We start from the raw sequence: 13,112 nt of genomic DNA on the forward strand, positions 1-13,112 counted from the left end.
CCCGCGGGGGATGCTACAGGCGACCAAACGGTCTGTGCCAGTTGGCGGATTGGTTACAAGCTGTTGGCCAGCAACGCGTACTGTGCGGCGACCTTCTGCCGCACATCCGGCTCCTTGTCGCTGGTCACCAAAGCCACGTACCGCTTGTATTGCACGTAGCAGCGGTACTTGTAGTCCCGCTCGGTATCGCCTTTGCTGTTGAGTTTCAGGCACTTCGCGCCCGGCACGTCTTCGGGTGCGCTGATCGAGTCGAACTTGTCGCCTGCCTCGGTGATCAGGCCGGGGAGCAGCTGCTGTGCGGCGGCGTCGTCGCGCGCGCGGAACACCGAGCCGGCCGAGACGTGCGCGGTCTTGTCCACGCCTGTTTCCGCCAGGAGTTTCGCGGCGCGGCCCTCGTCATCGGAATCGTGGACGAAATGGTTCGGGCCGAAAATGGCGAACTTCTGCGGGTCGGGTGTGTGCTCTTTGCGGTCCTGTACGGCGACGCGCGCCAGCATGCCGTCGGGATCGACCTTCAGCGAATCCAATTTGTCGGCCGGGGTGGCCTGGAAACTGTCCAGCACCGGGATCTGCACGGCCAAGGTCTTGTCCACCCAGCTGATCAGGTCGCTGCTGTCGGCCCGGGGCCGCGCCACGAACAGCGAGATGACGAAGCTCTTGTGGGCGTAGAACGCGCCGGCGTTGGCGATGCCGGGGCGCCAATGCAGAAACGCGTCCGGATATTTCGTGGACAGCAGCTTGCGGTTGTCGGGGGAGACGCCGATATCGGCGTCCTCGAGTTCCTTGGCGGCGTTCTTGGCAGCGGACTCGTCCGGGAAACGCAACACCACCGTGGTGATGGCGGTGGTGCCGGCCGCGGGCCGGGTCGAGCCTTCCGGATCCGGCTGGTCGGCGCCGCTTGCGGCATAACCCGCGACCATCTTCCGTTTCTCCAGAATCGGTTGTGACACGTTCGCCAGGAAGTCGATCGCCTTTTCGGTATCGGCGAAGACCGTGTTTCCGCGGCCGTGGATCAGCGAGGAATCGACCTTCACCGCCGGCGGGACGGCGTCGGACATCCGCATGCCTTCCAGCAGCGCGCCTTTACCGCTCGAGTTCTGGTCGTATTTGTGCCGGTCCACCGGGTAGGGCCCGACTTCCAGCTTGCGAACATCCAGTTCCCCGGCGGTGGGGGTGCCGGCTACTCCGCTGCACGCGGTGAGCATTGCGGTCACCAGCAGGCACCCCGCACCGGCCGCGATGCGCGACATCCGAACCATGACAGGCCCCTCGTTCCTCCCGTATGTGCCCTTCGAAGTTACCGGAAAACGGGGTCCGCGAGCGACCGAAATGTCCGCTGCCTCCCCTGGCGCTGCTGCGGCCCACTACCCTGTGTGACATGACCGCGATCCAGAACCACGTACTCGGCGGAGGCCGATTCCGGTGAAGGATCAGCAGGTCGAGGTGGTCGCGGGCGCGCATGCCGTAGCCCGGGTGGCGGGTGCGGTGGTGGTCGTCGCGCATCGCGAAAGTGGACGGCTGGGCCCGGAATCCGCCGCTGTCCGAGCCTTGGAATCGCTGGCCGGGCTTGTTCGCGAGGCGGCTCGGCAATCCCCGCGCGGGCCCGGCGCCCTGGTGGCCCGCCAGTCGACGCGCTGGCTGATGAAGGATGCCGAGCAGATCAGCCCGGGGGTGCCCATCGATTTCGGCATCCTGTCCGCGGCCGAGAACGGCGGAGTGGCGATCTTCCTGCACGGCAACGTCACCGCGGTGCTGGCCGGGGCCGCGGGAATCGAGCAGTACCGGGGCAGTGACGCCGCGTTCACCGTCGACAGAGTCGCCTCGGTCCCGGCGCACGCCCTCGCGCTGTTCGCCGACGACGCGCAGGGCCGGATCCCGGAACTCCCCGCCGACCGCGGCATCGGCCGTCTGGTCGAAGGGATCGCGCAGGGCGCCGGGGCGATCGTGTGGTCAGCGGGAGCGGCCCGGCTACCCACAGAACCTCCTGCCGCCCAGCCTTATCCGCTGCCCACCGCGCGCATCGACCCCGAACCTCGGGAGCCGCAACCGGATCCGCGCGAGCACGCCGAAACCTCGGTGCACGACCATGATCGGCACCACGCGCTCACCGAACAAGGCGATCTGGAAGACAGCGGCACCAACCCGGCGCCCCGCCCGGATCCCGACCTGCAGGCCCGCCTGGAAGCCACCGCGAAAGCCACGTCGCTGGTCGTCAAGGTGCGGGGATTCAAGTGCGCCAGAGCGCATCCCAGTGATCCGCGCTCGGCCTTCTGCACCGTCTGCGGGATGCCGGTGGATCAGACCCAGGCGATCAGCGAGGTGGTCCGCCCACCGCTGGGGATGCTGATCCTCGACGACGGCATGACCTACATGCTGGCCGCCGACGCCGTGCTCGGCCGCGATCCCGAGCATTCCGACGCCGCGCAGAACCGCGGCCTGGTGCCGTTGAAGATCGAGGATTCCTCCGGCGGCATGTCTCGCGCGCACGCCGAGATCCACCTGATGAATTGGGATGTGGCACTGGTGGATCGGGGGTCCACCAACGGCACCCGCACCCGCATGCCCGGCTACCGCGACTGGGTGCGACTCACCCCGAACCAGCCGATGATCCTGGTCCCGGGCGCCGAGGTGATGATCGGAAACCGCGTGCTGCGTTACGAACCGGCGGCCCCGCCGCCGTTCGGCTAGGAGTACCGCGACATGCAGGTGTTCTCGCCGTAGAGCACGCCCGCACGGAACGCGTCCACCCGCGAAAACCCACTGGGCACCGTCTGCCCGCGGGCGTCGCTGGCCGCCAGGCCGTCGGTCAGCAAACCGGACACCGCTTCGTCCAAATCGCCTGCGGCCAAAGCGATATCGCCGTTCTCCCGGGAACGGCTCGGGTCCGCCAGCTTGCCGGTCACCACCCCAGCCAGGCAGGCTGCCCGCAATCCGGTCTTCGCCCCGGTCAGCGACTGCCCGTGCGACTTCTGCACCGCGAGGGCGTACCGCGCGATGAACACCACGTATCCGTTGTAATCGCCGGTCACCTTGAGCGGCAGCGGATTTTCCTCGTCCTCGTCGCTGCGGGTGCCGCGTTTGGACAGCTCCGGGATGTCGGTGGCGATGAGATTCTTTGCGGGGCAATACGACACGGGGTTGGTGGTGGTGCCGTCCTTGCAGTCGATCTTCGCTGTCGAATAGTCGTAGGTAGGGGCCTTGTCCACGGGCAGGATCGAGGCGAGCGCCTTGCTGAGCTCGACCAGCGTCTCCTTGTTGACCGGGTACTCGCCGGACTGGCCGCCGAAGGTCTGCGGCAAATTGCCGCGGCGGGAAGTGATTTCGTCGGCGTCGATGCGCTTGCAGGAGGCGGGGCCGTCGGTGAACCCGATCTGCACGGCCGTCACCCGCTCGAACGCCGAACCGTGCACGCTCTCCGGATCGTCCGGGTTGGAGTCGCGAATCGCGACCGTCGCGGCCAGTACCTTGTTCAGCCCGTCGGAGGTGTTGATGGTGAAGTGCTTCGCTTTGCCTTCGGCCACATGGCGAATGAACGCGCCCGCGAAGCAGTCGGCCTGCTGCTCCTTGACGATCACCGGGTCCTTGGTGCCGACGATCTTGGACATGGTCTGGATGGCGTGCCCGTATTCGTGCGCCAGCACCATCACCACGGCCATCTTGTCGAAGGTCTCCACCATGGTCGGCAGCAGCACCGAACGGTCCCAGCCGATGGAGTTGTCCAGGCGGCAGTAGGCGGCGTTCACCAGCCGATAGGTGGTGTCCTTGCAGAACTCTGGAGCCTGCGCGCGTGGGGCTTTCGCGCTCCAGGAGATCAGCTTGTCGACCGGGGAGAAATCGCCGTCGAAGAACTTCTGGTATTCCCCGGCCCAGTAACTTTGGATGTCGTCGACGGCGTTGAGGGCGAGCTTGTCGATGTCGCCGCCGTCACCGTTGGTCGCCTTCAGCGTGCTGTCCGCGACGCCTTGGCGCGGCCCGCTGGGACCCTGGGTAGTAGGCAGGCCGGCGACCTTGAACGGGTCGTCGTAGACCGACACCGCGCGCCCGTCCACCGACCGGGTACAGCCGGCCAGTAACGCCACCGTGCAGAGCAGAACCGTAACGACAGCGGTCACTGGAAGTTTCGGCAATGCTCCCCCTAAGTCGGCCGGTCTCACTAACACAACACTCACTTGTCATTCGCTTAACAACCGGCTGCAGGCGCGTCGGGGGCACCGCCGATGTCTGGGTGATGGCATAGTATCCGCTGCATGTCTTCACCGGGGGCGCAGACCATCACCGTGCGCCATGATGGAATCGAACGGGTCTTCGATTCCGCGCAGAACATCACCATGGGCCGCGCGCCCGAGGTGACTTTGTACGTCAACAGTCCGCTGGTCTCGCGGGTGCATGCGACGCTGGTCTGGCAGGGGCACGGCTGGGTTCTCGCCGACAACGGCAGCACCAACGGGGTTTTCGTGGACGCGCGCCGGTTGAGTCAGCCGGTGACGATCGACCGGCCCACACAGGTTCGGCTCGGCGATGCGGTCACGGGCCCGCTGCTCAGTCTGACGCCGGGGCCGCGTCCGCAGGCCAGGCCGCCGCAGCCGCCCGCGCAGCCCCAGGCTTACCAGCCGCCGCCGCAGCAACACAGACCGCCGCAGCCGCCGCCGATGCAGCCGCAGAACTATCAGCCCTCCCAGATGCAACAACGGCCGCAGCCGCCGCAGCCCCCGCGGCCGCAACAGCCCTATCAGCAGTACCAGCCGCCGCGGCCGTCGTATCAGCAACCGCAGCAACCGATTCCGCCGCACCACCAGCCGGTCCCGCCCCAGCCTCCGGTGTCCTACCAGCCGCCGCAACCGCCGCCCACGGCCGCGGAGCCGGAGCAGCCGAACTTCAACATGACGATGAAGGCGGATTTCAAGAGCCGCCCGATCGTTCCGCCCAAGCGCCCCAAGGCTTCCACCGAACCCATCGCCAAGGCGGATCGAATCCCGCCCAGCGGCCTGGGTATCGGCCGCACCACCGACAACCAGATCGTCGTCAACGATCCACTGGCCTCGCGCAAGCACGCCCGCCTGGTCGCGCGCAAAGGCGAGCTGGTCATCGAGGACCTCGGCTCGGCCAACGGCACCTTCGTCAACGGTCACCGGCAACAGAGCACGGTGCTGCGCGAGCTCGACGTGGTCACCATCGGCAACGTCGACTTCGAGGTGCAGGACGGCACGCTCGTCCACCGCAAGAAGCCGGCCGCCGAGCAGGGCCTGGGCGTGCACGGTGTCGGATTCACCGTCGAAGGCAACAAGCACCTGCTCGTCGATGTGAACATGCAGGCGGGTCCGGGGTCGCTGACCGCGCTGATCGGACCGTCCGGTGCAGGCAAGTCGACGCTGGCGAAACTCATTGCCGGCGCCAACAATCCGTCCATCGGTGTGGTCACTTTCGAGGGCCGCAGTCTGCACGGCGAATACGAGGCGCTGCGTTCCCGCATCGGCATGGTCCCGCAGGACGACGTGCTGCACACCAAACTCACTGTGCGCCAAGCCCTCGGCTACGCCGCCGAACTGCGCCTGCCGCCCGATATGAACAAGGCCGATCGCCAGAAGGTGATCGACGGTGTGCTGAAAGAACTTTCGCTCACCGAACACGCCGACACCCGCGTCGACCGGCTCTCCGGTGGTCAGCGCAAACGCGCGTCGGTGGCGATGGAATTGCTCACCGGCCCGTCGCTGCTCATCCTCGACGAACCGACCTCGGGCCTGGACCCGGCGCTGGACCGTCAGGTCATGGTGATGCTGCGGGAACTGGCCGACGCCGGTCGCGTTGTCATCGTGGTCACCCACTCGGTGGCCTGCCTGGACATGTGTGACCAGGTGCTGCTGCTGGCACCCGGCGGTAAGACCGCGTTCCGCGGGCACCCGTCCGGAGTCGGCAGCGCGATGGGTACCAGCGACTGGGCCAAGATCTTCGGCGATGTCGCGGCCAATCCGGATCAGGCGTTCGCGGCCTACCGGTCCCGGCAGGCGGCCGCCCCGGCGCCGCCGCCACCCGCCGTGCGCAACGGCCAGGCCGGCAAACCGCCGAAAACCAATACGCGCAAACAGTTCTCGACGTTGGCGCGCAGGCAGATCAGGCTCATGTTCGCCGACCGGGTGTACATGCTGCAACTGTTGCTCATGCCGCTCGTCATCGGCTTGCTGACCCTCGCCGCGCCCGGTTCCAACGGGTTCAAGCAGCCCGCCATGGCGCAGGATCCGATCACCGGTGATTTCAAGATTCCCTCCAGCGGCGAAGCGGCCACGCTGCTGTCGTTCCTGGTGATCGGCGCGTTCTTCATGGGCATGGCGCTGAGCGTGCGTGACCTGGTCGGGGAGCGCACCATCTACCAGCGCGAACGCGCGGTGGGCCTGTCTTCGTTCGCCTACCTGTGGTCGAAGATCAGCGTTTTCGCGATCGCCGCCATCTATCAGATCGCGGCCATGGTCGGCATGGTGTTGTTGCTCAAGAACCCGCCCGAGGAGGGTGTGCTCTTCCCGCAGCCCGACGATGCCGCGGTCGCTGCCTCCGACAGCTTCGGTTTGTACAACGGGCTGGGCGCGGCCGAACTGTTCCTCGATTTGACCCTGCTGGCCATCTGCAGTGTGGTGCTCGGCCTGCTGATCTCCTCGTTCGTGAAGTCGAACGAGCAGGTCATGGCGGGTCTGGTGCTCGCCCTGGTGGTGCAGCTGGTGGCCATGGGCAGCTTTATCCCGGTCACCAAGCGGGTCGGCCTGGAGCAGATGTCCTGGCTGTTCCCGTCGCGCTGGGGGTATGCGGCGAGTGCGTCGACCGTGGATCTGAAGCGGCTGGTCGTCGGATTGCAGAAGGATGACGACACCTTCTTCGATCACGACATCTTCTCGTGGGCCCTCAACGTGGGCGCGCTCGTGGCCATCGCCGCGCTGCTGTCGCTCATCATCTGGCAGCGGCTGCGCCTGAAGAAGAAGTCCGTCTCGTGAAACCCGTGGCTGACCTGGGCACGTCGAGCACCGCGAGCGTTCGGTTCGGACAGCAGGCACACTTATGCCTGTGACAGTGCGTGTAGGGGCAGTACATCTCGGCTGGGATGTGGTGTCCGTGGCTGCGGGCGGTGGCGGAGTTCCCATCCGTCCCGTGCAGGTCGAAGGTACCTATACCCCGCCGGCGTATCTGCTGGCCGATGCCCAGGGCCGGTTGCACACCGCGGGGGTGGAACAGGCGCGCCCGGATCTGGGGCGCGCCATTGCCGACGTCCGCGACATCCTCGGACATCCGCAGATCGTGGTCGCCGGGGCCACCTGGCCGGCCGAGCTGGTCTTCCGGGCCCGGCTCTACAACCCGCTCGCCGCGATCGGCAAACATCTGCGCGGCAAGCCCGACGTGGTGGCGCTGCCGTATCCGGACCCGTGGCCCGACGAGAAAGTCGACATCTACGCCGAGCTGGTCGAACAGCTCGATGTGACGGTGGAACCGCTGCCGGAGAGCGTCGCGCTGTCCGGCTATGTCCGCGCCCTCGGCTTGGTCCGCCGCCCCGACGAGCGGGATCCGCGCGGCATCGGCGCCACCGGTGTCTACTCCGACGGGCGCACCATGCTGGTGGTCGCGGTGCACGGCGACGACGAGATGCCGACCGAGTCGGTGGACGTGCCGGTCGACGCCGAAGCCATGCGGGACGCCCGCTCGGCCGACAACGTGGTGATCGAGGTGATGGCCGCGGCCCGTTCGATCGGTGCGGACACCTCCACGGTGCTGCTGTGCGGCAATGTCTGTTTCAACGACGCGCTGCGGCTGGCGTTCCAGAATCATCTGGGCCATCGGCTGCAGGTCGCCGATCATCCGATGCACGCGCTGGTACTCGGGGCCACGCATCTGCTGGTCACCGACAACGAGTCCGGGGAACCGGTGTCTTCCGGGCGGCATGCCGAGCAGTCCGCGCCGCCCCCGCCGGTGCGCCGGGATGTCCCCGCACAGCCCGCCACCGCCTCCGGTGCGCCGGTGGTGACCTACGGTCCGGGCTATCCGTCGACGCCGCCGGTCGACGGGCCCACCACCCGGGTCACCCGGGAGGAGATGGGGCAGCAGACCCAGCCGCCGGATGTGAGCGAGGTGGGCAGCCGGTTCACCCGTCCGCCCGTCACGCCCAGCCCGGCGGGCCCGCGGTCGCCGTATCCGCCGCCGCCGAGCCACAGTGCCAGGGAGCCGTGGGGCGACCCGGTGCACAGCGACGAGGACGACGATGCCGAGCACCCGCAGCGCAAGAGCAAACTGTGGGGCAAGACCAAGGGCAAGCTGTTCGGGGCGGGAGCCGTGCTCGGCGGGCTGATGCTCACGGCGACCGGGGTGCCCACGGCGGGCGATTCGACGCTCGCCGGCTGCACGCGCACTCCCTACATCCTCAACGAGCAGCCGCCCGGCATCGCCACGGCGAACGAGCGGCCGGTCGGCGAGCGGGAGTGTGAGCAACCCGGCATCGACCACCTCCGCTACGTCATTCCGGGGCCGCAGGACGGCATCGACCCAGGCCCTCCGCGGGAGATCTGACCCGATTCGGTGAATTGATGCCGGTCCGGTATCGTGGCTCGTTGGCGTGTAGACGTCTCAGGCTTCGGTCTGGGCCGACACCGAGTCCCGGGTCTCCACCGGCCGCCGGGGCTTGAAAATTTTTACACCATCGCTCGACCGCACGCTGGCCGGCAACACCGACTACAGACAGGGAATCACTGTGCCTACGTACAGCCCCAAGGCTGGTGACGTGACCCGCAAGTGGTACGTCATCGATGCCACTGACGTAGTGCTCGGCCGTCTTGCCGTGCAGGCCGCTGGCCTGCTGCGTGGCAAGAACAAGCCGACCTACGCGCCGAACTTCGATGGTGGCGACTTCGTCGTCATCATCAATGCTGACAAGGTTGCCATCTCCGGCAACAAGAAGCAGGACAAGCTGATCCACCACCACAGTGGCCACCCGGGCGGTCTCAAGAGCCGCACTGTCGGTCAGGTGTTGGAGTCGCGTCCCGACCGTCTCGTGGAGAAGGCCGTCAAGGGCATGATCCCGAAGAACAAGCTGGGCAACGCCATCGCCGGCAAGCTCAAGGTCTACGCAGGCCCGAACCACCCGCATGCGGCCCAGCAGCCCATTCCCTTCGAGATCAAGCAGGTGGCCCAGTGACCGCTCCTGAGGAATACACCGAAGAATTCACCGCGGAGGTCGCCGACGGCGATACCGTCGTGGAGGTCGTGGAAGAGGAATACGGCTACGACGCCGAGCCCGAAACCTTCGCCCCCGTCCTGATCGACCGCCCGGTGCAGACCGTCGGCCGTCGTAAGGAAGCCGTCGTCCGCGTGCGACTGGTTCCCGGCTCCGGCAACTTCACCCTCAACGGCCGCACCATCGAGGATTACTTCCCGAACAAGGTGCACCAGCAGCTGGTCAAGTCCCCGCTGGTGCTCGTCGAGCGCGCCGAGTCCTTCGACATCGTCGCCCTGCTGCACGGTGGCGGCCCCTCGGGTCAGGCCGGCGCTCTGCGTCTGGCCATCGCCCGCGCGCTGATCGAGGTCACCCCGGACGACCGTCCCGCCCTCAAGCGCGCCGGCTTCCTGACTCGTGACCCGCGTGCCGTCGAGCGTAAGAAGTACGGCCTGAAGAAGGCCCGTAAGGCGCCTCAGTACTCGAAGCGCTGATTTTGGCTTCGCTGCCGGTCCGCTTCCGTCACCCTGGTGGTGTCGGGGGTGGCCCGGTCGGCGCGGCAGCTGTATGAGAGCAGGCTTCCAGCATCGCGCTGGTCGCCTGCTCTCGTGCTATTCCCGGTACGGCACTACTTACAGGGGCGACGAGGTTATGGGACGTTTGTTCGGCACCGACGGTGTACGCGGGCTCGCCAACGAATCACTGAGTCCGGAACTGGCGCTTAAAGTTTCGGGCGCGGCCGCGCAGATTCTCGGCAGGGGCAAGAAGCGTGCGCTGGCCGTCGTCGGCCGTGATCCGCGGGCCTCGGGGGAGATGCTCGAAGCGGCCGTGGTCGCCGGGCTGACCGCCGCCGGTGTGAATGTGCTTCCCGTGGGCGTTCTTCCGACGCCGGCCGTCGCCTACCTGACCGGCCTTTACGACGCGTGCCTCGGCGTGATGATCTCCGCCTCGCACAATCCCATGCCGGACAACGGAATCAAGATCTTCGCCGCGGGCGGGCACAAGCTCGACGACGCCATCGAAGACCGCATCGAAGCGTTGATCGCCGAGAACAATCCGATCCGCCCGACCGGTGCGGGCATCGGCCGCGTGCTGAATGCCGCCGGAGCGCGCGACCACGGCCAAGCGATCCCCGACCAGTACAGCCTCGAAGGCACCCACGAGCGCTATGTCGAGCACCTCGTCGAGGCGACCGGCACCGACCTGTCCGGACTGACCGTGGTGGTCGACTGCGCCAACGGCGCCGCCTCCGAAGTCGGCCCCGCCGCCCTGCGCGAAGCGGGCGCCACCGTCATCGCGATCCACGCCGAGCCCGACGGCCTCAACATCAACGACGGTTGCGGATCAACACATTTGGGCAAGCTGCAGCAGGCAGTTGTCGAAAACGCCGCCGACCTCGGTCTCGCCTTCGACGGCGACGCCGACCGCTGCCTGGCCATCGACAGCACCGGCGCTGTCGTCGACGGCGACGCCATCATGGCCATCATCGCCATCGCCATGAAAGATGCCGGCACCCTGCGCGACAACACCCTCATCGCCACGGTCATGAGCAACCTCGGCCTGCACATCGCGATGCGCGAAGCGGGAATCACGGTGCGCACCACCGCCGTCGGCGACCGCTACGTCCTGGAAGAACTCCGCCGCGGCAACTACACCCTCGGCGGCGAACAATCCGGCCACACCGTCCTCCCTGCTTTCGGCACCACCGGCGACGGCATCCTGACCGGCCTCAAACTGATGGCCCGGATGGCCCAAACCCGCCGCCCCCTCGCCGATCTCGCCGCGGTCCTGCGCACCGTCCCCCAGGTCCTCATCAACGTCCCGGTCACCGACAAGGCCCTCGTCGCCGCGGCCCCCGAAGTCCAGGACGCGGTAGCCGAAGCCGAAGCCATCCTCGGCGACACCGGCCGAATCCTGCTGCGCCCCAGCGGCACCGAACAACTGGTCCGCGTCATGGTCGAAGCCACCGACCCCGAGCGCGCCCAGCAACTCGCCGACGACCTCGCCAAGCGCGTCGCCGCGGTGTAACTGCTCCGGCCGGTGTGACGGCTAGATCTTGATGTCGCACCGGCGTACGGTCTCGAGTTCCGGCACGCCGGTGCGCTTACTCCCGTACCCCCGCAACAGGTCTCGCCAGCCGGGCTGGTTGCCGTCGCTAGCGCGAATCTCCACCAACCCGAAGAGCAATCCGCCGACGCTCGCGCGCAACCATTTCGGTAACAGGAGCCGGTTTCCGCCGATGACGGTTGCGTACCGAACGCGTCCCCCGAACCCGCCGCGCCATAATCGCATGCCCGCTGAGTGCGCGGTGCGTGAGTGCGCCCGGCGGGTCAGTGCACCTTGGCGTCCACCGGGTGTCGCCAAGGCGGAGGATACATCGCCGGGAATTCGAGGCTGGCCGCTGATGGGTGGGTTATCCACAGGATTTCAGTTATCCACAGCTTTTGTATTTCCCCAGGTCGCGGTGATCGGGGTGCAGCGCGGATAGGCCAATGTTGGCGCATGCGACCAGGACTCGATGAGGTGCGGGACAAGCAGTTCGGGGTGTTCACCTCGTGGCAGGTGCTCTGCGAGTACACGCGGGCGGAGATGCGCACGCGGCTCGATGGCGGGGAATGGGTGCGGGTCTTCCGTGGGGTTTATCGGGAGGCTTGCACGCCGTCCACTCCGCGATTGCGGGTCGAGGCGGCGCGGCTGTTGCTGGGCTTGCAGTCGGTGACCGCGGCCTACTGCACTGCCGCTGAGCTGCACGGGTTTTCGGTGCGGGAGGACGAGGCGACGCATGTGCTCGGGGCGCGGGCGTCGCGGTCCAAACGGTTGATCGTGCATCACGATCGAGTTGATCAGGCGGAGCTCGAGTTGGTTCAGGGGGTGGTGGTCACGAGTGCGGTTCGTACCGTGGTCGATGTGGTGCGAACGCTGGACCGGTCGGCGGCCGCTGCGACCTTAGAAGCCGCTCTGGGGCAGGGGGTTTCCCGGGATGCTTTGGTCGCCGAAGTCGCTCGGCATGAGCGCAGACTGGGCTGGGGCCAAGCGGTGGAGCTGATCGAACTTGCCGGACGCGCCGAATCCCCGGTGGAACGGACGCGGGAGTGTGTCAGCCGGATCGACCTGCGGTCTGGTCGCGGGCGGCCTCTGTTCCCGTCGATAGCCGAGCCGAATAATCAGTTGTCAGCCGGTGTTCCGCCCTCGTAACCTGGACTCACCGACGCGGGGTGGAGGCAACTAGGATGCCCACCGGTCTCATAAGTCGGGTTATGCAGGTTCGAATCCTGTCCCCGCAACCAGGTGAAAGCCGGGTCATCTCAGGATGATCCGGCTTTCCATATTCAGAACTGGCCGACGAGGAAGCCGGTGAACAGCACCAGGAAGCCGCCGATCTCGCCGATGATCAAGGCGATCATGGAGATGTGGGTGCCGGCCTTGCTGGTCTGGCCGTGGAATTGGTTGGTGGTGTCACGCCGCCAGCCGTGCACGATGTAGGCCGCGATGGCGGCGAGGAAGAAGATCAGGATCACGATGTCGGCGGCGAGGTTCACCGCGGTCGGCCACGCGCTGAGTTCGGTGAAGACCGCGAGCAGCAGCGTGGCGAACGAGTACAGCAGGGTGGCGCGGTGCGCGATGTCCACATAGATGTGTGCGGTGGCGTCGGGGGAGGTGCTGATCTGCTGGTACTTCCACACACCGAGCACCAGCGCCAGGATGAACAGCAATCCGGCCGCCGCCAGCGTGATCCGGGTATCGATGCCGAATTCGATCGCCATAGAAGTCAGTTCGATCTGATGCACTGTGCACTCCCTCAGTCACTTCGTCGCACTATTCGGAACTGTAACCAGTTCTAGTTGGACCTGAAAGCCCCTGAATTCAAGATCATCAGGCCCTGATGGCGCGGCTACTCGGCCGATGCCGCCATCAGTGCCTGGTGATCTTG

10 protein-coding genes and 1 tRNA gene are annotated in these 13,112 nt (G+C 66.8%); 8 read left to right on the top strand and 3 right to left on the bottom strand.

The window, feature by feature from the left end:
* Positions 1–53: 53 nt before the first annotated feature.
* Positions 54–1,259, bottom strand: a complete 1,206-nt coding sequence (locus tag IBX22_RS22160; RefSeq protein ID WP_194817410.1) for a hypothetical protein — start codon at positions 1,257–1,259, stop codon at positions 54–56.
* Between the two features lie 163 nt (positions 1,260–1,422).
* On the opposite strand from IBX22_RS22160, the gene IBX22_RS38315 reads away from it, so the two are divergent.
* Positions 1,423–2,688 (top strand): FHA domain-containing protein, encoded by a 1,266-nt coding sequence (locus tag IBX22_RS38315; RefSeq protein ID WP_194817411.1) that lies wholly within the window; start codon positions 1,423–1,425, stop codon positions 2,686–2,688.
* Here the strand turns inward: IBX22_RS38315 and IBX22_RS22170 are convergent.
* Complete coding sequence (locus IBX22_RS22170) at positions 2,685–4,112, bottom strand: metallopeptidase (protein WP_309234726.1); 1,428 nt, start codon at positions 4,110–4,112, stop codon at positions 2,685–2,687. The genes IBX22_RS38315 and IBX22_RS22170 overlap by 4 nt on opposite strands.
* A 135-nt stretch (positions 4,113–4,247) precedes the next feature.
* Between IBX22_RS22170 and IBX22_RS22175 the strand changes: the two genes are divergently transcribed.
* The 7 genes from IBX22_RS22175 to IBX22_RS22205 all read left to right on the top strand — a co-directional run bounded on the left by IBX22_RS22175 (position 4,248) and on the right by IBX22_RS22205 (position 12,468).
* Positions 4,248–6,977 (top strand): FHA domain-containing protein, encoded by a 2,730-nt coding sequence (locus IBX22_RS22175; protein ID WP_194817413.1) that lies wholly within the window; start codon positions 4,248–4,250, stop codon positions 6,975–6,977.
* A gap of 64 nt (positions 6,978–7,041) precedes the next feature.
* Positions 7,042–8,538, top strand: coding sequence for a hypothetical protein (locus IBX22_RS22180; protein WP_228538916.1), 1,497 nt, complete (start codon positions 7,042–7,044; stop codon positions 8,536–8,538).
* Positions 8,539–8,719: 181 nt separating this feature from the next.
* Positions 8,720–9,163 carry a 50S ribosomal protein L13 gene (gene rplM / locus IBX22_RS22185; protein ID WP_194817414.1) on the top strand — a complete coding sequence of 148 codons (444 nt, stop codon included), beginning with the start codon at positions 8,720–8,722 and terminating at the stop codon, positions 9,161–9,163.
* Complete coding sequence (rpsI, locus tag IBX22_RS22190; RefSeq protein WP_375540259.1) at positions 9,160–9,675, top strand: 30S ribosomal protein S9; 516 nt, start codon at positions 9,160–9,162, stop codon at positions 9,673–9,675. Before rplM ends, rpsI begins: the two co-directional genes overlap by 4 nt.
* Before the next feature lie 157 nt (positions 9,676–9,832).
* Positions 9,833–11,209 carry a phosphoglucosamine mutase gene (gene glmM, locus IBX22_RS22195; protein WP_194817415.1) on the top strand — a complete coding sequence of 459 codons (1,377 nt, stop codon included), beginning with the start codon at positions 9,833–9,835 and terminating at the stop codon, positions 11,207–11,209.
* A 474-nt stretch (positions 11,210–11,683) separates the two neighbouring features.
* Positions 11,684–12,376 (top strand): hypothetical protein, encoded by a 693-nt coding sequence (locus tag IBX22_RS22200; RefSeq protein ID WP_194817416.1) that lies wholly within the window; start codon positions 11,684–11,686, stop codon positions 12,374–12,376.
* 14 nt (positions 12,377–12,390) lie between these two features.
* Positions 12,391–12,468: transfer RNA gene (locus tag IBX22_RS22205), tRNA-Met, on the top strand.
* A 42-nt stretch (positions 12,469–12,510) separates the two neighbouring features.
* On the opposite strand, the gene IBX22_RS22210 is transcribed toward IBX22_RS22205, so the two are convergent.
* Entirely contained in the window at positions 12,511–12,954 is a 444-nt protein-coding gene (locus IBX22_RS22210; RefSeq protein WP_375540275.1) for a hypothetical protein, read from the bottom strand.
* Positions 12,955–13,112 lie beyond the last annotated feature (158 nt).

Origin of the sequence: Nocardia sp. XZ_19_385, from assembly GCF_015355755.1 — a bacterium.
Lineage (GTDB): Bacteria > Actinomycetota > Actinomycetes > Mycobacteriales > Mycobacteriaceae > Nocardia.

Coding starts and splice junctions, on each gene's coding strand:
- IBX22_RS22200 (WP_194817416.1), top strand. CDS start 11,684: ATGCGACCAGGACTCGATGAGGTGCGGGACAAGCAGTTCGGGGTGTTC.
- glmM (WP_194817415.1), top strand. CDS start 9,833: ATGGGACGTTTGTTCGGCACCGACGGTGTACGCGGGCTCGCCAACGAA.
- IBX22_RS22180 (WP_228538916.1), top strand. CDS start 7,042: ATGCCTGTGACAGTGCGTGTAGGGGCAGTACATCTCGGCTGGGATGTG.
- IBX22_RS22160 (WP_194817410.1), bottom strand. CDS start 1,259: ATGGTTCGGATGTCGCGCATCGCGGCCGGTGCGGGGTGCCTGCTGGTG.
- IBX22_RS22175 (WP_194817413.1), top strand. CDS start 4,248: ATGTCTTCACCGGGGGCGCAGACCATCACCGTGCGCCATGATGGAATC.